General features: G+C 71.8%; 14 protein-coding genes. 9 read left to right on the top strand and 5 right to left on the bottom strand.

What is annotated here, in order from left to right; translation table 11 throughout:
• Positions 1 to 134 precede the first annotated feature (134 nt).
• Together OG627_RS31125 and OG627_RS31120 are read left to right on the top strand one after the other, a co-directional pair.
• On the top strand, positions 135 to 1994 hold the full coding sequence (locus OG627_RS31125; protein ID WP_329070807.1) for an ABC transporter ATP-binding protein: 1860 nt from the start codon (positions 135 to 137) through the stop codon (positions 1992 to 1994).
• On the top strand, positions 1991 to 3772 hold the full coding sequence (locus tag OG627_RS31120; RefSeq protein ID WP_329070805.1) for an ABC transporter ATP-binding protein: 1782 nt from the start codon (positions 1991 to 1993) through the stop codon (positions 3770 to 3772). Before OG627_RS31125 ends, OG627_RS31120 begins: the two co-directional genes overlap by 4 nt.
• Positions 3773 to 3887: 115 nt before the next feature.
• Here OG627_RS31120 and OG627_RS31115 read toward each other — a convergent pair whose 3' ends face one another.
• Positions 3888 to 4679: a metal-dependent hydrolase gene (locus tag OG627_RS31115; protein WP_329070803.1), complete on the bottom strand. Its 792-nt coding sequence runs from the start codon at positions 4677 to 4679 to the stop codon at positions 3888 to 3890.
• A 98-nt stretch (positions 4680 to 4777) separates the two neighbouring features.
• Between OG627_RS31115 and OG627_RS31110 the strand changes: the two genes are divergently transcribed.
• Both OG627_RS31110 and OG627_RS31105 read left to right on the top strand, forming a co-directional pair.
• Positions 4778 to 7351 (top strand): DEAD/DEAH box helicase, encoded by a 2574-nt coding sequence (locus OG627_RS31110; RefSeq protein WP_329070801.1) that lies wholly within the window; start codon positions 4778 to 4780, stop codon positions 7349 to 7351.
• Between the two features lie 41 nt (positions 7352 to 7392).
• Positions 7393 to 8265: an acyl-CoA thioesterase gene (locus OG627_RS31105; RefSeq protein ID WP_329070799.1), complete on the top strand. Its 873-nt coding sequence runs from the start codon at positions 7393 to 7395 to the stop codon at positions 8263 to 8265.
• A 39-nt stretch (positions 8266 to 8304) separates the two neighbouring features.
• On the opposite strand, the gene OG627_RS31100 is transcribed toward OG627_RS31105, so the two are convergent.
• A complete protein-coding gene (locus OG627_RS31100) occupies positions 8305 to 9513 on the bottom strand; it encodes a helix-turn-helix domain-containing protein (protein ID WP_329070797.1) in 1209 nt (402 codons plus the stop codon).
• A 209-nt stretch (positions 9514 to 9722) separates the two neighbouring features.
• Here OG627_RS31100 and OG627_RS31095 point away from each other — a divergent pair, with 209 nt between their 5' ends.
• On the top strand, positions 9723 to 11510 hold the full coding sequence (locus tag OG627_RS31095) for an FAD-binding dehydrogenase (RefSeq protein ID WP_329070795.1): 1788 nt from the start codon (positions 9723 to 9725) through the stop codon (positions 11508 to 11510).
• Between the two features lie 22 nt (positions 11511 to 11532).
• On the opposite strand, the gene OG627_RS31090 is transcribed toward OG627_RS31095, so the two are convergent.
• Positions 11533 to 11772, bottom strand: a complete 240-nt coding sequence (locus tag OG627_RS31090) for a DUF6011 domain-containing protein (RefSeq protein ID WP_443073569.1) — start codon at positions 11770 to 11772, stop codon at positions 11533 to 11535.
• An 85-nt stretch (positions 11773 to 11857) separates the two neighbouring features.
• Between OG627_RS31090 and OG627_RS31085 the strand changes: the two genes are divergently transcribed.
• Entirely contained in the window at positions 11858 to 12346 is a 489-nt protein-coding gene (locus OG627_RS31085; RefSeq protein WP_329070793.1) for a glutathione peroxidase, read from the top strand.
• A 15-nt stretch (positions 12347 to 12361) separates the two neighbouring features.
• On the opposite strand, the gene OG627_RS31080 is transcribed toward OG627_RS31085, so the two are convergent.
• A complete protein-coding gene (locus OG627_RS31080) occupies positions 12362 to 13594 on the bottom strand; it encodes an acyl-CoA dehydrogenase family protein (protein ID WP_329070792.1) in 1233 nt (410 codons plus the stop codon).
• 192 nt (positions 13595 to 13786) lie between these two features.
• Between OG627_RS31080 and OG627_RS31075 the strand changes: the two genes are divergently transcribed.
• On the top strand, positions 13787 to 14431 hold the full coding sequence (locus OG627_RS31075; protein ID WP_329070790.1) for a TetR family transcriptional regulator: 645 nt from the start codon (positions 13787 to 13789) through the stop codon (positions 14429 to 14431).
• Between the two features lie 25 nt (positions 14432 to 14456).
• On the opposite strand, the gene def is transcribed toward OG627_RS31075, so the two are convergent.
• On the bottom strand, positions 14457 to 15032 hold the full coding sequence (def, locus tag OG627_RS31070; protein ID WP_329070788.1) for a peptide deformylase: 576 nt from the start codon (positions 15030 to 15032) through the stop codon (positions 14457 to 14459).
• A 115-nt stretch (positions 15033 to 15147) separates the two neighbouring features.
• Between def and OG627_RS31065 the strand changes: the two genes are divergently transcribed.
• Both OG627_RS31065 and OG627_RS31060 read left to right on the top strand, forming a co-directional pair.
• Positions 15148 to 16386: a Mur ligase family protein gene (locus tag OG627_RS31065; RefSeq protein WP_329070786.1), complete on the top strand. Its 1239-nt coding sequence runs from the start codon at positions 15148 to 15150 to the stop codon at positions 16384 to 16386.
• Positions 16387 to 16435: 49 nt separating this feature from the next.
• Positions 16436 to 17164, top strand: coding sequence for a type 1 glutamine amidotransferase (locus OG627_RS31060; RefSeq protein ID WP_329070784.1), 729 nt, complete (start codon positions 16436 to 16438; stop codon positions 17162 to 17164).
• The last annotated feature ends 119 nt before the right edge of the window (positions 17165 to 17283 follow it).

The raw sequence follows: 17283 nt of genomic DNA, 5'->3' as shown, positions 1-17283 counted from the left end.
GTGCCGTCCGGGCGGCCCGCGAGCGCCCCTGAACTGGCTCGAAGTGACGCCCGGCGCGGAAAACCCATTGCCTCATACCCCTGGTCGGAGCGAACCTTGCACGGTTTGGGCCACTCCACGAGCCATGGGGCATCATGCAGATTCGCGACCTTCCGTATCCCGACCCCGGGATTCCCGACACCAGGTCGGGCCCCCGGTTCCTGCTGTGGCTCGGACGGGGTCAACTGGGCGGCCAGCTCAAGGCGCTGTGCTGGGGCCTGGTGCACTTCGCGGGCATCGCCGGACTCCCCGTGGGAGCCGGGCTCGCCGTCCAGGCGGTGATCGACCGCTCGGGCTCCCGGCTGGCGCTCGCCGGCGGGCTGATCGCGGTGACCGGCGCCGCCATCGCCCTCGGCGACACCATGCTGCACCGCGCCGCCATCACCAACTGGATCACCGCCGCCGCCCGGGTCCAGCAGCTGCTGGCCCGCAAGACGGCCGAACTCGGCTCCGCGCTGACCCGGCGGGTCGCGGCCGGTGAGGTCGTCGCCGTCTCCACCGGTGACGTCGAGAAGATCGGCTGGTTCGTGGAGGCGCTCTCGCGCTTCCTGGCCGCCGTCATCGCGATCGTCTTCATCTGTGTCGGCCTGGTCCTCTACCTGCCCGAGCTGGGGACGCTGATCGCCTGCGGCGTACCGGTGCTCGCCCTCTCCGTCCTGCCGCTGCTCCCCCGCGCCACCCAACGGGCCGACGTCCAGCGCGAGAAGGCCGGCAAGGCCACCGAGCTGGCCTCGGACACCGTGGCGGGGCTCCGGGTGCTGCGCGGCATCGGCGGCGAGGAGCTGTTCCTGCGCCGCTACCGCACGGCCTCGCAGGAGGTGCGCGAGGCCGCCGTGCGCAGCGCCAGGATGTGGGCCCTGATCTCGGCCATCCAGGTGCTGCTGCCGGGCGTCCTGCTGATCTCGGTCGTCTGGTACGGAGCCCATCTCGCGCTGGACGGACGGATCGGCGTCGGGGCGCTGGTGACCGTGTACAGCGGGGTGACGCTGCTGCTCTTCCCGCTGCGCCACTTCGAGGAGATCGCCATGGCGTACTCCTTCTCCCGGCCCTCGGCGAAGCGCGCGGCCCGGGTGCTGTCGCTGCGGCGCACGGCGTTCGAGGACGAGCGCGGCGGCCTCGACGACGCGCGGCCGGCCGGCGACCTGTACGACCCGGTCAGCGGGCTGCGCGTGGCGGCCGGGCGGCTGACCGCCGTGGTGTGCGGCGACCCGGACGTGGCGGGGCGGCTGGCCGAGCGGCTCGGCGGCCACGCGGCCGAGGCGGAGCCGGGCCCGTCGGTGCTGCTCGACGGGGTGCCGCTGGACGATCTGCCGCTGGACGCGGCGCGGGCCAGTGTGCTCGTCCAGGACAAGGATCCGGTGCTGCTCTCCGGGACGCTGACCGAGCTGCTGGACGTGCCGGCCTCCGGCGCGGTCGACGCCGGCCGGGCGCTGGCGGCGGCGCAGTGCGGCGATGTGCTCGACGCGCTGGTGCAGGCCTCGGTGGACGGCAGCGGGGATCCGATGCGTTCCCGTATCACCGAGCGCGGCCGGTCGCTCTCCGGCGGGCAGCGGCAGCGCCTCGCGCTGGCGCGTTCGCTGGTCACCGACCCCGAGGTGCTGGTGCTCGACGAGCCGACCTCCGCCGTGGACTCGCACACCGAGGCGCGGATCGCCCGGGGCGTGAAGGAGCTGCGCACCGGCCGTACGACGGTCGTCCTGGCCTCCTCGCCGCTGCTGCTGGACCACGCGGACTGCGTGGCCTTCGTCCATGACGGCAAGGTCGCGGCGGTGGGGACGCACCGCGAGCTGATGGCGGGCGACCCCGCCTACCGGGAGGTCGTCACGCGCGAGGCGGACGACGAGCACCCCGTCGGCGCGAGCGCCAGGGAGCACGCCGGGAAACAGCACGACGAGAGACAGACCATCACGCCGGCGCTGGCGCGGGCACGGGAAGAGATCGAGGAATCAGCATGATCGGCGTGGCGCCTCCGGCCTACGACCCGGCGGCCCCGGAGTCGGCGACGACCCTGCCCGTCGGCACCCCCGCGACCGTACGGGCCTACGTCAGCGAGCTGCTGAGCCGGCACCGCCGGGCGTTCATCGTGCTGGTCACCGTCAACGCGGTCTCGGTGGTCGCCTCGATGGTCGGCCCCTATCTGCTCGGCGGCATCGTCGAGGACCTCTCCAGCGGCGCGCGCGAGCTGCACATGGAGCGGGTCGCCGTGATCTTCGCGGTCGCGCTGGTGGTCCAGACGTTCTTCACCCGGATGGTGCGGCTGCGCGGCGCGATGCTGGGCGAGGAGATGCTCGCGGATCTCCGGGAGGACTTCCTCGTCCGGTCCGTGGGGCTGCCGCCCGGGGTGCTGGAGCGGGCGGGCACGGGCGATCTGCTCTCCCGCATCACCACGGACATCGACCGGCTGGCGAACGCCATGCGCGAGGCCGTGCCGCAGCTCGCCATCGGCGTCGTCTGGGTGGTGCTGCTGCTCGGCGCCATGACGGTCACGGCGCCGCCGCTGGCGCTCGCGGTGCTGGTGGCGCTGCCGCTGCTGATCGTCGGCTGCCGCTGGTACTTCCGGCGGGCGCCCTCGGCGTACCGCTCGGAGGCCGCCGGGTACGCGGCGGTCGCGGCGATGCTCGCCGAGACCGTCGACGCGGGCAGGACCGTGGAGGCGCACCGCCTCGGCGGCCGGCGCGTGGCGCTGTCGGAGCGGCGGGTCAAGGAGTGGACGGCATGGGAGCGGTACACGCTCTCCCTGCGGTCGGTGCTGTTCCCCGTCATCAACCTCACCCATGTGACGATCTTCCTCGCCGTGCTGGTGATGGGCGGCTTCTTCGCCCTCCAGGGCTGGATCACCGTCGGCCAGCTGACGACGGGCGCGCTCTTCGCCCAGATGCTGGTGGACCCGGTGGGTCTGATCCTGCGCTGGTACGACGAACTCCAGGTGGCCCAGGTGTCCATCGCGCGCCTGGTGGGCGTCCGCGACATCGAGCCGGACGCGGGCGACGCCTCCGTCGTGCCCGAGGGGCGGGACGTCAGCGCGGACCGGGTGCGCTTCGGCTACCGGGAGGGCGTCGACGTACTGCACGACGTGACGCTGGCGGTCAGCCCCGGCACCCGGCTGGCGCTGGTCGGCCCCTCGGGCGCCGGGAAGTCGACGCTGGGCCGGCTGCTCGCGGGCATCTACGGTCCGCGCGAGGGGCGGGTCGCTCTGGGCGGCGCCGAGCTGTCCCGGATGCCCGCCGAGCGGGTACGGGAACACGTCGCGCTGGTCAACCAGGAGCACCACGTGTTCGTGGGCTCCCTGCGCGACAATCTGCTGCTGGCCCGTACGGGAGCGGCGGACGCCGAGCTGTGGGCGGCCCTCGGGGCGGTCGACGCGGACGGCTGGGCGCGGGCGCTGGACGACGGCATGGACACCGAGGTCGGTTCCGGCGGCGCGGCCCTGACCCCGGCCCAGGCGCAGCAGATCGCGCTGGCCAGGCTGGTGCTGGCGGACCCGCACACGCTGGTGCTGGACGAGGCGACCTCGCTGCTGGATCCCCGGGCGGCCCGGCACCTGGAGCGGTCGCTGGCCCGGGTGCTGGACGGCCGTACGGTGGTGGCGATCGCCCACCGGCTGCACACGGCGCACGACGCGGATGTGATCGCGGTGGTCGAGGAGGGCCGGATCAGCGAGCTGGGCAGCCATGACGAGCTGGTGGCGGCGGACGGCGCGTACGCCGCGCTGTGGCGGTCCTGGCACGGCTGACGGGCCCGGCCCTCCGGGCGGCGTACGGAGGCACCGCCCCCGTACGCCGCCCGGAGGGGCGGGTGGTCCCCCGCCGCCTCAGAGCCTGTCGGGCGACCTCTGACCCGACAGGCTCTCAGACGAGGTTGAGGGCGAACGCGGCGCCTATCCCGCCCGCGACCATGAAGACGGGCATCAGCACCTTCACCTCCACCCAGGCGCCGGCCCTGAAGCGCATCGCCTTCGGCGGGCCCAGCGGGTACCAGCGCTTGCGGCCGATCGGGATGGGCCACAGGACCGGGCAGCCCGAGACCGTCAGCGCGTCGCCGATGTCGTGCACGAGCGCGCCGAGGATTATCGGCAGCCCGAGCCAGAGGTATTCCTGGCCCGGTGCGGTGAACAGCCAGTTCGCCCCGTTGCCCGGCTCGTCGAGGATGCCTGCGAGCATCCACGCGCTGGTGGCGCCGAGCAGCCAGACCAGGACGTCGCTGGAGACCCGGGCGGCCTTCCAGAGGAGGCCCTCGACCGCCAGCACCATATGGACGAAGAGGATGGCGAGCACGCCCCAGCGCCCGCCGGTGTACGCGACGGCGGAGGCGCCGGCGCCGATCAGGACCGCCCAGAGCCAGGTGTGGGTCAGCGTGCGGTGGCCGCCGGTCCTGCGCGGGTCACCGGGCTTCCTGGTCGCCTTGTAGACGGCGTACGACAGCTTGTCGACGACCTCGCAGAGCGTCTTGGACACCGGGCCGAACGCCCGGGAGATCGTCGCGGCCTTGTGGTCGAGGTCGGGGGCGAGCGCGGCGCCCGAGCAGATCAGCGCGCCGACGACCAGTACCGGCCAGGGCATGGCGTGATCGAATGCGGCCGCCGCGGCGCCCGCCCCCAGCCAGGCCGCTGCCCCTGACAGAGAGTGTGCCGGTCCCATCATGGTCGTACCCGTCCATCGCAGTTGTGGTGCGGCCCGGTGTGTGGCTCGTGGTGAAGCCCACTGTCCTGGTGCCCAGTTGACGGGCCAGCGTATCGCCCATGATCTTCGTCCGGCCGTCCGGTTCCCGCATCCGGACGGAAGACAGGCAAGATGGGGGCGTGACCCTTATCGATCAGCTGCCGCCGGATGCCGACCCCGATGCCCTCTTCGAGGCCTTCTCCTCCTGGGCCGAGGACCGGGGCATCACGCTCTATCCGGCGCAGGAGGAGGCGCTGATCGAGGTGGTCTCCGGAGCCAATGTGATCCTTTCCACCCCCACCGGCTCGGGAAAGAGCCTGGTCGCGGCGGGTGCGCACTTCACGGCACTGGCTCAGGACAAGGTCACCTTCTACACCGCGCCGATCAAGGCGCTGGTCTCGGAGAAGTTCTTCGACCTGTGCAAGATCTTCGGCACGGAGAACGTCGGCATGCTGACCGGCGACGCCTCCGTCAACGCGGACGCGCCCGTCATCTGCTGTACGGCGGAGGTGCTGGCGTCCATCGCGCTGCGCGACGGGAAGTACGCCGACATCGGCCAGGTCGTCATGGACGAGTTCCACTTCTACGCGGAGCCGGACCGGGGCTGGGCATGGCAGATCCCGCTGCTGGAACTGCCGCAGGCCCAGTTCGTCCTGATGTCGGCGACCCTCGGTGACGTCTCGCGCTTCGAGGAGGACCTGACCCGCCGCACCGGCCGGCCGACCTCCGTCGTACGGTCCTCGACCCGGCCCGTACCGCTCACGTACGAGTACCGTCTCACCCCCATCACCGAGACGCTGACCGAGCTGCTGGAGACCCGGCAGGCGCCGGTCTACATCGTGCACTTCACGCAGGCCGCCGCCGTGGAGCGGGCGCAGTCGCTGATGAGCATCAACATGTGCACGCGCGAGGAGAAGGACAGGATCGCCGATCTCATCGGCAACTTCCGCTTCACCACCAAGTTCGGCCGGAACCTGTCCCGTTATGTACGGCACGGGATCGGCGTGCACCACGCCGGCATGCTGCCCAAGTACCGCAGGCTGGTGGAGAAACTCGCCCAGGCCGGGCTGCTGAAGGTCATCTGCGGTACGGACACCCTCGGCGTCGGCGTCAACGTCCCCATCCGTACGGTGCTGTTCACCGCGCTCAGCAAGTACGACGGCAATCGCGTACGCACCCTGCGCGCCCGGGAGTTCCACCAGATCGCGGGCCGGGCCGGGCGGGCCGGGTTCGACACGGCGGGGCTGGTCGTCGCGCAGGCCCCCGAGCATGTCGTCGAGAACGAGAAGGCGCTCGCGAAGGCGGGCGACGATCCCAAGAAGCGCCGCAAGGTGGTGCGCAAGAAGGCCCCCGAGGGCTTCGTCGCCTGGTCGGAGACGACGTTCGACAAGCTGATCGGCTCCGATCCCGAGCCGCTGACCTCGCGTTTCCGGGTCACCCACACCATGCTGCTGTCGGTCATCGCCCGGCCGGGCAACGCCTTCGAGGCGATGCGCCATCTGCTGGAGGACAACCACGAGTCGCGCAAGCAGCAGCTGCGGCACATCCGGCGGGCGATCGCCATCTACCGCTCGCTGCTGGACGGCGGTGTGGTGGAGCGGCTGGAGACGCCCGACGCGGAGGGCCGTATCGTCCGGCTGACCGTCGACCTCCAGCAGGACTTCGCGCTCAACCAGCCGCTGTCGACGTTCGCGCTGGCCTCGTTCGAGCTGCTGGACCCCGAATCGCCTTCGTACGCCCTGGACATGGTCTCGGTGGTCGAGTCGACGCTCGACGACCCGCGCCAGATCCTGGCCGCGCAGCAGAACAAGGCGCGCGGCGAGGCGGTCGGCGCGATGAAGTCGGACGGGATCGAGTACGAGGAGCGGATGGAGCGGCTCCAGTACGTCACGTACCCCAAGCCGCTCGAAGAGCTGCTGGTGCACGCGTACAACACCTACCGCACCAGCCATCCGTGGGTCGGCGACCATCCGGTCTCGCCGAAGTCCGTGATCCGCGACATGTACGAACGCGCCCTGTCCTTCACCGAGTTCACCTCGCACTACGAGCTGGCCAGGACCGAGGGCATCGTGCTGCGCTATCTGGCGGGCGCGTACAAGGCGCTGGAACACACCATTCCGGACGATCTCAAGTCGGAGGATCTGGAGGACCTCACGGCCTGGCTGGGCGAGATGGTCCGCCAGGTGGACTCCAGTCTGCTGGACGAGTGGGAGCAGCTGGCCAACCCCGAGGTCGAGACCGCCGAGGAGGCGCGGGAGAAGGCCGACCAGGTCAGGCCGGTCACGGCCAACGCGCGCGCCTTCCGGGTGCTGGTGCGCAACGCGATGTTCCGCCGGGTCGAGCTGGCCGCGCTGGACAGGTTCTACGACCTGGGCGAGCTGGACAACGAGTCGGGCTGGGACGCGGACCGGTGGGGCGAGGCGATGGACGCCTACTGGGACGAGTACGAGGACCTCGGTACGGGACCCGACGCGCGCGGGCCGAAGCTGCTCGCCATCGAGGAGGACCCGGCGCACGGTCTGTGGCGGGTCCGGCAGACCTTCGCCGACCCGAACGGCGACCACGACTGGGGTATCAGCGCGGAGGTCGATCTCGCGGCCTCCGACGAGGAAGGACTGGCCGTCGTGCGGGTCACGTCGGTCGGACAGCTCTGAGCCATCCGGCCGGAGGCTTGAGAAAACGGAGAACAACGCACATGACGAACCCCGCCGAACGGCTGGTCGATCTGCTCGATCTGGAGCAGATCGAGGTCGACATCTTCCGGGGGCGCAGCCCCGAGGAGTCCCTGCAACGGGTCTTCGGCGGGCAGGTCGCGGGCCAGGCGCTGGTGGCGGCCGGCCGTACCACCGACGGGGACCGGCCGGTCCACTCGCTGCACGCCTACTTCCTGCGCCCCGGCCGTCCGGGCGTCCCGATCGTCTACCAGGTGGAACGGATCAGGGACGGCCGCTCGTTCACCACCCGCCGGGTCACCGCCGTCCAGCAGGGCCGCACGATCTTCAACCTGACGGCCTCCTTCCACCAGCCGGAGAAGGGCGGCTTCGAACACCAGCTGCCGCCCCGGCTGGAGTTCCCCGACCCCGAGTCGCTGCCCACGGTCGCCGACGAGGTCCGCGAGCACCTCGGCGGGCTGCCCGAGTCGTTCGAGCGCATGGCCAGGCGCCAGCCCTTCGACATCCGGTACGTGGAACGGCTGCGCTGGACGCGGCAGGAGATCCGGAACGCGGACGCGCGCAGCGCGGTGTGGATGCGCGCGGTGGGCCCGCTGGGCGACGACCCGCTGGTGCACACCTGCGCGCTGACGTACGCGAGCGACATGACGCTCCTGGACGCGGTGCGCATCCCGGTCGAGCCGCTGTGGGGCCCGCGCGGCTTCGACATGGCGTCGCTGGACCACGCGATGTGGTTCCACCGCCCGTTCCGCGCCGACGAGTGGTTCCTGTACGACCAGGAGTCCCCGATCGCGACGGGCGGCCGGGGACTGGCGCGCGGGCGGATCTACGACCGGGAGGGCCGACTGCTGGTGTCGGTGGTGCAGGAGGGCCTGTTCCGCAGGCTGGAGGGCTGAGAGCCCGTCGGGTGACCTCTGACCGGGCGGGCAGCTGTTTCAGCCGTTCGTCGCGGGTGGTCCTGACACGGCCGTGGACGTCGGGGGCGTACGGAGCCAGGCGGTCAGCGCCCACCACCAGTGCAGGGTGTCCAGGGGGCCGGGGCGGCCGCCGGCCGGAGTGTCGGTCAGCGACCGCCCGGTGATCCGCTGGAGCCTGCCGAGCCGGTAGCGGACGGTGTTGGGGTGGGTGAACAGGATCGCGGCGGTCCGGTCGAGACGTTGTCCGTGTTCGAGGAACGTCAGCGCGGTGAGCGCGAGTTGCCGGTGGAAGCCGTCCGACCGGTCGAGGGAGCCCAGCAGCCGGTCGCCGAGCCAGGTGCCCAGCAGCGGCTGGCCGTCGAGCGCGATCTCGCCGGCGAAGTCGGTGAGCCCGTACAGTCCGCGCAGCCCGCGCCGGCCGCCGATGTCCAGGGCACGGACGCAGAGCCGGTGCACCGGGCGGAGCTCCTCCCGGGGGACGGCGGGAGAGACCACGGCGAGCGTGCCCGTACCGATCTCGTCGGCCGGGGGGATCCGGCGGGACAGGCCCGCGAGCCGCCCGTCGACCAGCCCGAAGAGGCCGCCGGAGCAGGAGAGCCTGCGGGTGAGGAGCCGGACCGGCGCGGGGTCGGCCGCGTCCGTGGCGAGGCAGTGCACCGGCGTGTCCCGGTGGATGCCCGCCTTCGCCAGCTCTTCGGCCTCCCCGGCGGCCGGGGCGGCGCCGCCGACCAGTAATCGTCGCAGGAGCCGGGCGCGGATCTCGGCGGCCGTGGGCGGCGGCCCCAGCTCCACGGCGCGGTATCCGTGGATCACCTGCCGCTCGACCGCGTCGCCGTACTCCTTCAGCAGCAGTACGGCGGTGAGCAGCGAGCCGTCCGGCACCCCGGCGGACCGGCAGCGGTCGACGGTGATCTCCGCGGCGCGGGTGAGCGCGGCCTGGACTCCGCGCAGCAGGGCGGTCACCGGGACGCCCTGGCCCGCCCGGTCCCCGCCCAGCAGCAGGGCGGCGGCGAAGTCCTGCTCCTCGATCCGGCCGAAGGTGGCGAACCAGCCACCGGCCTGGGCGATCATCGCGGCGACATGGCGGTGGGTCTCCGCCTCGGCGAGCCGCGCCACCTCGGGCGAGCGGCTGCGCGCCGCGTGGACCAGTTCGCCGCAGACGTCGGCGTCGGCGGCCATGGCCCGCAGGATGTCGGTGACCGGCTCGCGTCGATGCGTGACCGTCATGCGCCCCGCCCTTCTCCGTCTCCGTCCGGTCCGGGAGATCCGCCGGATCCGTTCGCGCGCTGTGCCCGGCGTACAACGAGAGGGCCGCCACGTTGGCTCCCGGCGCCTACCACCGCCCGGTGTCGGCCTGATGAGATGTGAGCTACCGCACGGTAACAGCGCTGCTCCCGGGACGGCACCCTCCGTACCCCCTTCCGGAAGGCAACCCGATGGAAAAGCCCGCAGATTCGGCCCTGTTCAGCCGTCGCCGCGCGCTCACGGTGGCGGGCGGCGTACTCGCCGGCGCCGCCGCCCTCCCCCAGGTCACCGCGGCGTACGCGGCCGAGTCGGCGGACGCCGATGTGATCGTCGTCGGCGGCGGGCTGGCCGGGCTGGTCGCGACGGCGGAACTCGTGGACGCCGGGCGCAAGGTGCTGCTCCTCGACCAGGAGCCGGAGTCCAATCTGGGCGGGCAGGCGTTCTGGTCGTTCGGCGGGCTGTTCCTGGTCGACTCGGCCGAGCAGCGGCTGATGGGGATCAAGGACACCCGTGAGCTGGCGTGGCAGGACTGGCAGGGCGCGGCCGGCTTCGACCGGGGCACCACCGATCCCGGTGGGCAGGACTACTGGGCGTACAAGTGGGCGGAAGCCTATGTGGACTTCGCCGCCGGGGAGAAGCGGTCCTGGCTCTACCAGCAAGGGGTGCGCTGGTTCCCGATCGTCGGCTGGGCCGAGCGCGGCGGCGGTCTGGCGGACGGCCACGGCAACTCCGTACCGCGCTTCCATGTCACCTGGGGCACGGGCCCTGCCGTCGTCGAGCCGTTCGAGAAGCGGGTACGGGCGGCGGTGGCCCGCGGCCGGGTGACGTTCAGGTTCCGGCACCGCGTCGATGAGGTGGTGCGTACCGGCGGCGCCGTCAGCGGTGTCCGGGGCGCGGTCCTGGAGCCGAGCAACGCGGCCCGGGGCAAGGCCAGTTCGCGTACCGTCGTCGGTGACTTCGAGCTGCGCGCCCCGGTGGTGATCGTCACCTCCGGCGGCATCGGCGCCAACCACGAGCTGATCCGGCAGAACTGGCCGGCCCGGCTCGGCGCCCCGCCCGAGAACATGATCACCGGGGTGCCCGCTTACGTGGACGGCCGGATGCTCGCCATCACCGAGCGGGCCGGCGGGCGGATCGTCAACCCCGACCGGATGTGGCACTACACCGAGGGACTGCGGAACTACGACCCGATCTGGGCCAAGCACGGCATCCGCATTCTGCCCGGCCCCTCGTCGCTCTGGCTGGACGCCACGGGCAAGCGCTTCCCGGCGCCCGATCTCCCCGGCTACGACACCCTCAGCACGCTCAAGGCGATCACCGGCACCGGGTACGACTACTCCTGGTTCGTCACGACGCAGAAGATCCTGGCGAAGGAGTTCGCGCTCTCCGGCTCCGAGCAGAATCCGGATCTCACCAACAAGGACATCCTGCTGACCCTCTCGCGGGTCTGGCAGACGCCCGAGCCGATCGAGAAGTTCAAGAAGAACGGTGTCGACTTCGTCGTCGCTTCGACCCTGTCCGAGCTGGTCCTCGGCATGAACAGGCTGACCGGCAAGGGCCTGATCGACCTGGCCGACCTCAAGCGGCAGATCGACGCCAGGGACCGGCAGATCGACAATCCCTACACCAAGGACGTCCAGGTGATGGGGATCCACAACGCCCTGAAGTACACCGGGGACCTGTTCAGCCGTACCGCCCCGGCCCACAAGATCATGGATTCGAGTGCCGGGCCGCTGATCGCCGTACGGCTCAACATCCTCACCCGCAAGACCCTGGGCGGGCTCCAGACCGATCTGTCCGGCCGGGTCCTCGACGCGGCCGGCGCGCCGGTTCCCGGGCTGTACGCGGCGGGTGAGGTCTCCGGGTTCGGCGGCGGCGGGGTGCACGGCTACCGGTCGCTGGAAGGCACCTTCCTGGGCGGCTGCCTGTTCTCCGGCCGGGCGGCGGGACGCGCGGCGGCGGCGGCCACCGCGACCTGACCCGCGCGGGCGTACGCCCTGTTCAGACGCCGGGGATCGGGTCCTGTTCGGCCTCGCGCCGCCGGGTCCTGATCTCCGGCGCGGGCGGATGGAGCTTGGCGTCGCAGGAGGGGCCGAGGCCGCTGCGGCGTGATGCCGTACCCCGCAATGGTCTGCCGCACATCCGGCAGCGCACCTCGCGGCGGACGGCGTCGCCGCCGGGCACGGCGGGGCCGTCGGGTTCCGCGCCGGGCAGCCGGGGCTCGTTCAGGGATTCGTCCACCCCCCACCTCTACCAGCCCGCCCGCCGCCGCGATCACCGACGGGTCCACAATGAGGGAAGAACGCCGGAAACCGAGGAGATCCCGATGGCTCTGTACGACATTCCGCTGCGCACCCTCACCGGTGAGCCCACGTCCCTGGCCGCCTACGCGGGCCGGGCCGTCCTCGTCGTGAACGTCGCGTCCAAGTGCGGGCTCACCCCGCAGTACGCCGGTCTTGAGCGGCTCCAGCAGAGTTACGGCGACCGGGGCTTCACGGTCCTCGGCGTGCCGTCCAACCAGTTCGCGGGGCAGGAGCCCGGCAGCGCGGAGGAGATCCAGACGTTCTGCTCGGCCACGTACGGGGTGAGCTTCCCGCTGCTGGAGAAGACCGACGTGAACGGCGAGGACAGGCACCCGCTCTACGCGGAGCTGACCCGGGCGGCGGACGCGGAGGGCGCGGCCGGCGACGTGCAGTGGAACTTCGAGAAGTTCCTGCTCTCCCCGGAGGGCGAGGTCGTCGCCAGGATCCGCCCCCGCACGGAGCCGGAGGCCCCGGAGGTCGTCGCGGCGATCGAGGCCCAGCTGCCCGCGTGACCCCCGGGTCCCGGTTCAGCGGATCTGCACGCCCGACAGGGTGCGGGCGATGACCAGGCGCTGGATCTCGCTCGTGCCCTCGAAGATCGTGTAGATCGCGGCGTCCCGGTGCATGCGCTCGACCGGGTATTCGCGGGTGAAGCCGTTGCCGCCGAGTATCTGTACGGCCTGGGCGGTGACCTGCTTGGCCGTCTCGCTGGCGAACAGCTTGGACATGGAGCCCTCGGCCGAGGTGAACGCCTTGCCCGTGGCCGCCATCCACGACGCGCGCCAGACCAGCAGCCGGGAGGCGTCGATCCGGGTGCGCATGTCGGCGAGCTGGAAGGCGATGCCCTGGTTGTCGATGATCGGGCGGCCGAACTGGCTGCGGGTCGTGGCGTAGTCGAGGGCGACCTCGTACGCCGCGCGCGCGGTGCCGACCGCCATGGCGCCGACGGCGGGGCGCGACGCCTCGAAGGTGGCCATGGCGGCGTTCTTGACGCGTCCGTCGCCCTCACCGGACGCCGCGCGCTCGCGGGCGCGGGCGAGGCGCTCGTCCAGCTTCTGCTTTCCGCCGAGGAGGCAGTGGCCGGGGACCCGGACGCCGTCCAGGACGACTTCGGCGGTGTGGGAGGCGCGGATGCCGTGCTTCTTGAACTTCTGCCCCTGGGAGAGACCGGGGGTGGCGGGCGGCACGATGAAGGAGGCGTGGCCCTTCGAGCCGAGTGCGGGGTCGACGACGGCGACCACGACATGGACGTTGGCGATACCGCCGTTGGTCGCCCAGGTCTTGGTGCCGTCGAGCACCCACTCGTCCTTCGCCTCGTCGTAGACGGCGCGGGTGCGCATGGCCGACACATCGGATCCGGCGTCGGGTTCCGAGGAGCAGAAGGCGGCGAGCTTCACGTCGTCGGCGTCGCCGTACATCTGCGGGATCCAGGTGCCGACCTGCTCCTCGGTGCCGTTGGCGAGGACTCCGACGGCCGCGAGGCCCGTGCCGACGATGGAGAGCGCGATACCGGCGTCGCCCCAGAACAGCTCCTCCATCGCCATGGGAATGCCGAGCCCGGTGGGGTCGAAGAACTGCTGGGCGTAGAAGTCGAGGGAGTAGATGCCGACCTTGGCGGCCTCCTGGATGACCGGCCAGGGCGTCTCCTCACGCTCGTCCCACTCGGCCGCGGCCGGGCGGATGACGTCCGCGGCGAAGCCGTGGAGCCAGTCACGTACCTGCCTCTGGTCGTCGTTGAGATCGAGCGTGAACTCGGTCATGTTCCCTCCAGCACTGCGTCGCACAGAAATGTTACTTGCGGTAACAACAGTCTGTTACTCACAAGTAGGCGATGTCAACCGGCCACCTCGCGATCAGCGTCGACCACGGCCGGGGTGTTACGTTTCCGGGGCGTACCGGCAATCGCGGTTGGCGGTGCACGAGGCGATCGCACGGGCGGGGAGACATCACCCATGGAGACCACACACCAGGCCGAGCAGCAGCGATCGGCGCGGCAGCGGCGCCGGCAGTTGCTGGAGGCCGCCGACCGGGTGGTCCTGCGGGACGGCCCGCACGCCTCCATGAACGCCATCGCCGCCGAGGCCGGGATCACGAAACCGATCCTGTACCGGCACTTCGGCGACAAGGGCGGCCTGTACCGGGCGCTCGCCAAGCGCCACACCGACGCGCTGCTGGACGCCCTGCGGTCCGCGCTCGACGCCCCGGCCGAGCGGCGCGAGCGCGTCGAGGCCACGCTCGACACGTATCTCGCCGCGATCGAGGCACGGCCCCAGGTGTACCGGTTCCTGATGCATCCGGCCGAGGAGACCCAACTGCCCGAGCAGGGCTTCGACGTGGGCCGCCATTCGGCCCCGCTGCTGCGCCGGCTGGGTGAGGAACTGGCCAAGGTCATCGCGGAACGCGTCGATCTCGGCCCGGACAGCGAGCAGCTCGCCCGGGTCTGGGGCCATGGCATCGTCGGCATGATGCACGGCGCCGGCGACTGGTGGCTCGGCGAACGCCCTTGCACCCGTGCCCAGTTGGTGCGCAGCCTGGCGGATCTGCTGTGGGGGCGGCTGGCGGCGGTCGACGACCGTCCGGGCGGCCCCGGGTTCTGAGCGGCCGCCGGACATGCCGGGAACCTCAGCCGTACGAACCGGAAGAGCCGTACGAACCGGACGCGCCGGCCCACGGCGCCCGCGCCGCCGTCCGCAGCACCTTGGCGCGCCGCCGTCCGGTCAGCCGGTCCGGGTAGACCAGGCCCTCCAGATGGTCGCTCTCGTGCTGGAGACAGCGCGCGAAGAACCCGGTGCCCTCGATCCGTACCGGCTCCCCCTCCCGGGTGACGCCCTCCACCACCGCGTGGTCGGCCCGCTCCGTACCCGCCTCGATGCCCGGCAGCGACAGACAGCCCTCGGGGCCGCGCAGCGCGATGCCGTCCGTGACGGCCGGCCGCGGATTGACGACGTGTCCGAGATGGCGGACGTCCTCGTCGTCGGGGCAGTCGTATACGAACACCCGCAGTGGCACACCGATCTGATTGGCCGCCAGCCCGACGCCCCGGGCCTCGTACATCGTCGCGAACAGATCCTCGATCAGTTCGGCGAGCGCGGGACCGAAGTCCGTGACGGGCTCGCAGGGAGCGTGCAGTACGGGATCTCCGAGCATTCTCATGGCTCGTACTCGCCCGGAACTGCCGGGGATCGAACGGTTTCGCATGTCACTCAGGGTACGGTCCACACTCATCCCCGCCTTCCGCCCGGTGCCGTGGTTCGGGCCCCTGGCCGGATCTCGATAGGCTGACCCACGGACCGACGCAAGGAGGATCAAGGCGATGTCAGGCAACACGGACCCGCTGTCCCCGCGGGCCAAGCTGGCCGTGACGGCGGGCAAGGCCGCGGCGGCGGTGTCGCGCGCCGCTGGGCGCGGCAGCGGATCGGTGATCGGCGGGAAGGTGGCGCTCAGACTCGACCCGGATCTGCTCGGGCGGCTGGCGCAGCACCTCGACGTCATCCTCGTGTCGGCGACCAACGGCAAAACGACGACGACCCGGCTGATCGCCGAGGCCCTGGGGGCCGCCGGGCCCGTGGTGTCGAACGCGCTCGGCGCCAATATGCCGGCCGGGATCACCTCGGCCCTGGCGGGCGGCTCCGACGCGAAGTTCGGCGTGATCGAGGTCGACGAGAAGTACCTCGCCGGGGTGGCGCGCGACACGACACCCAAGGCGATCGCGCTGCTCAACCTCTCGCGCGACCAGCTCGACCGCGCCGCGGAGACCCGGATGCTCGCGGAGAAGTGGCGGGAGGGCCTGGCCGGTACGAAGGCCGTCGTCATCGCGAACGCCGACGACCCGCTGATCGTCTGGGCCGCCTCCTCCTCGCCCAACGTGGTGTGGGTGGCGGCCGGGCAGGAGTGGAAGGACGACGCCTGGTCCTGCCCCTCCTGCGGTGGTGTGATGCAGCGCCCCGGCGACGACTGGTTCTGCGGCGAGTGCGGCTTCCGCAGGCCGCCGCCGAGCTGGGCGCTCCACGGCGACCACGTACTGGACCCGCACGGCTCGGCCTGGCCGATCCACCTCCAGCTGCCGGGGCGCGCCAACAAGGCGAACGCGGCGACGTCCGCCGCCGTCGTGGCGACCTTCGGGGTGCCGCCGCAGGTGGCGCTGGAGCGGATGTACCAGGTGCAGGCGGTGGCCGGCCGGTACGACGTGGTGTCCTTCCTCGGCCGCGATCTGCGGCTGCTGCTCGCGAAGAACCCCGCGGGCTGGCTGGAGACGTTCTCCCTCATCGACCCGCCGCCGACCCCGGTGATCCTCGCCGTCAACGCCCGGGGCGCCGACGGTACGGACACCTCGTGGCTGTGGGACGTCGACTACACGCGGCTCGCCGGTCACCCGATCTTCGTGATCGGCGACCGGAAGCTCGACCTCGCCGTGCGCCTCGAAGTGGCCGGTCTGGACTTCCGGGTCTGCGAGACCGCCGACGAGGCCGTGCAGATGGCGCCGCCGGGACGGATCGAGGCCATCGCCAACTACACCTCGTTCCAGGACCTGCGCCGAAGAGTGGGCAACTGACACCGTGCCGGAGAACTGGACACCTCGGACCCCTGGAGAACGAGCGAGAATGAGTGACAACAGCCTGCGGCTGGTGTGGATCTACCCCGACCTGCTGAGCACGTACGGCGACCAGGGAAACGCCCTGGTCGTGGAGCGCCGGGCCCGGCAGCGCGGGCTGGGCGTCACCCGCGTGGACGTGCGCAGCGACCAGCCGGTGCCGACGTCCGGCGACATCTATCTGATCGGCGGCGGTGAGGACCGGCCGCAGCGGCTCGCGGCGGAGCGGCTGCGCCGGGACGGCGGGCTCAGCCGGGCCGTCTCCAACGGCGCCATCGTGTTCTCGGTGTGCGCCGGCTACCAGATCCTGGGCCACGAGTTCGTCAACGACCTCGGCGAGCGTGAGGCCGGTCTGGGGCTCCTCGACGTGGTCTCGACCCGGGGCGAGGGCGAGCGGTGCGTCGGTGACGTACTGGCGGACATCGACCCGCAGCTCAACCTCCCGCAGCTGACCGGGTTCGAGAACCACCAGGGCATCACGCACCTCGGCCCGTCGGCCCGCGCGTTCGCGCGGGTCCAGCTCGGCCGGGGCAACGGCACGGGCGACGGTACGGAGGGCGCGTACAACGGCACCGTCTTCGGTACGTACATGCACGGTCCCGTGATGGCGCGCAATCCGCAGATCGCCGATCTGCTGCTGAAGCTGGCGCTCGACGTCAACGCGCTGCCGCCGACCGACGACCGGTGGTACGAGGCGCTGCGCGCCGAGCGGGTCGCCGCGGCGACCCAGCCCGCCTGACATCGGCGGGTCACGGGGTGTCCAGCAGTCGGACGCCGGGTTCGGCCGGGCCGCCGCCCGCCGGTAGGGTGGCGGCGATCTGGCCGGACAACGGTGTCCGGCCGTCGGCCCACGTTGCA

The organism is Streptomyces sp. NBC_01429 (assembly GCF_036231945.1).
GTDB lineage: Bacteria > Actinomycetota > Actinomycetes > Streptomycetales > Streptomycetaceae > Streptomyces.
Note: the sequence above shows the minus strand (reverse complement) of the source record. Positions and strands in the feature narration are given on the sequence as shown.

Excerpts from the sequence above, each read along its gene's own strand:
- OG627_RS31110 (WP_329070801.1), top strand. The coding sequence starts at position 4,778 with ATGATCTTCGTCCGGCCGTCCGGTTCCCGCATCCGGACGGAAGACAGG.
- OG627_RS31065 (WP_329070786.1), top strand. The coding sequence starts at position 15,148 with ATGTCAGGCAACACGGACCCGCTGTCCCCGCGGGCCAAGCTGGCCGTG.
- OG627_RS31080 (WP_329070792.1), bottom strand. The coding sequence starts at position 13,594 with ATGACCGAGTTCACGCTCGATCTCAACGACGACCAGAGGCAGGTACGT.
- OG627_RS31060 (WP_329070784.1), top strand. The coding sequence starts at position 16,436 with ATGAGTGACAACAGCCTGCGGCTGGTGTGGATCTACCCCGACCTGCTG.
- OG627_RS31105 (WP_329070799.1), top strand. The coding sequence starts at position 7,393 with ATGACGAACCCCGCCGAACGGCTGGTCGATCTGCTCGATCTGGAGCAG.
- OG627_RS31115 (WP_329070803.1), bottom strand. The coding sequence starts at position 4,679 with ATGATGGGACCGGCACACTCTCTGTCAGGGGCAGCGGCCTGGCTGGGG.
- OG627_RS31120 (WP_329070805.1), top strand. The coding sequence starts at position 1,991 with ATGATCGGCGTGGCGCCTCCGGCCTACGACCCGGCGGCCCCGGAGTCG.
- OG627_RS31100 (WP_329070797.1), bottom strand. The coding sequence starts at position 9,513 with ATGACGGTCACGCATCGACGCGAGCCGGTCACCGACATCCTGCGGGCC.
- OG627_RS31095 (WP_329070795.1), top strand. The coding sequence starts at position 9,723 with ATGGAAAAGCCCGCAGATTCGGCCCTGTTCAGCCGTCGCCGCGCGCTC.
- OG627_RS31075 (WP_329070790.1), top strand. The coding sequence starts at position 13,787 with ATGGAGACCACACACCAGGCCGAGCAGCAGCGATCGGCGCGGCAGCGG.
- OG627_RS31125 (WP_329070807.1), top strand. The coding sequence starts at position 135 with ATGCAGATTCGCGACCTTCCGTATCCCGACCCCGGGATTCCCGACACC.
- OG627_RS31085 (WP_329070793.1), top strand. The coding sequence starts at position 11,858 with ATGGCTCTGTACGACATTCCGCTGCGCACCCTCACCGGTGAGCCCACG.
- def (WP_329070788.1), bottom strand. The coding sequence starts at position 15,032 with ATGCGAAACCGTTCGATCCCCGGCAGTTCCGGGCGAGTACGAGCCATG.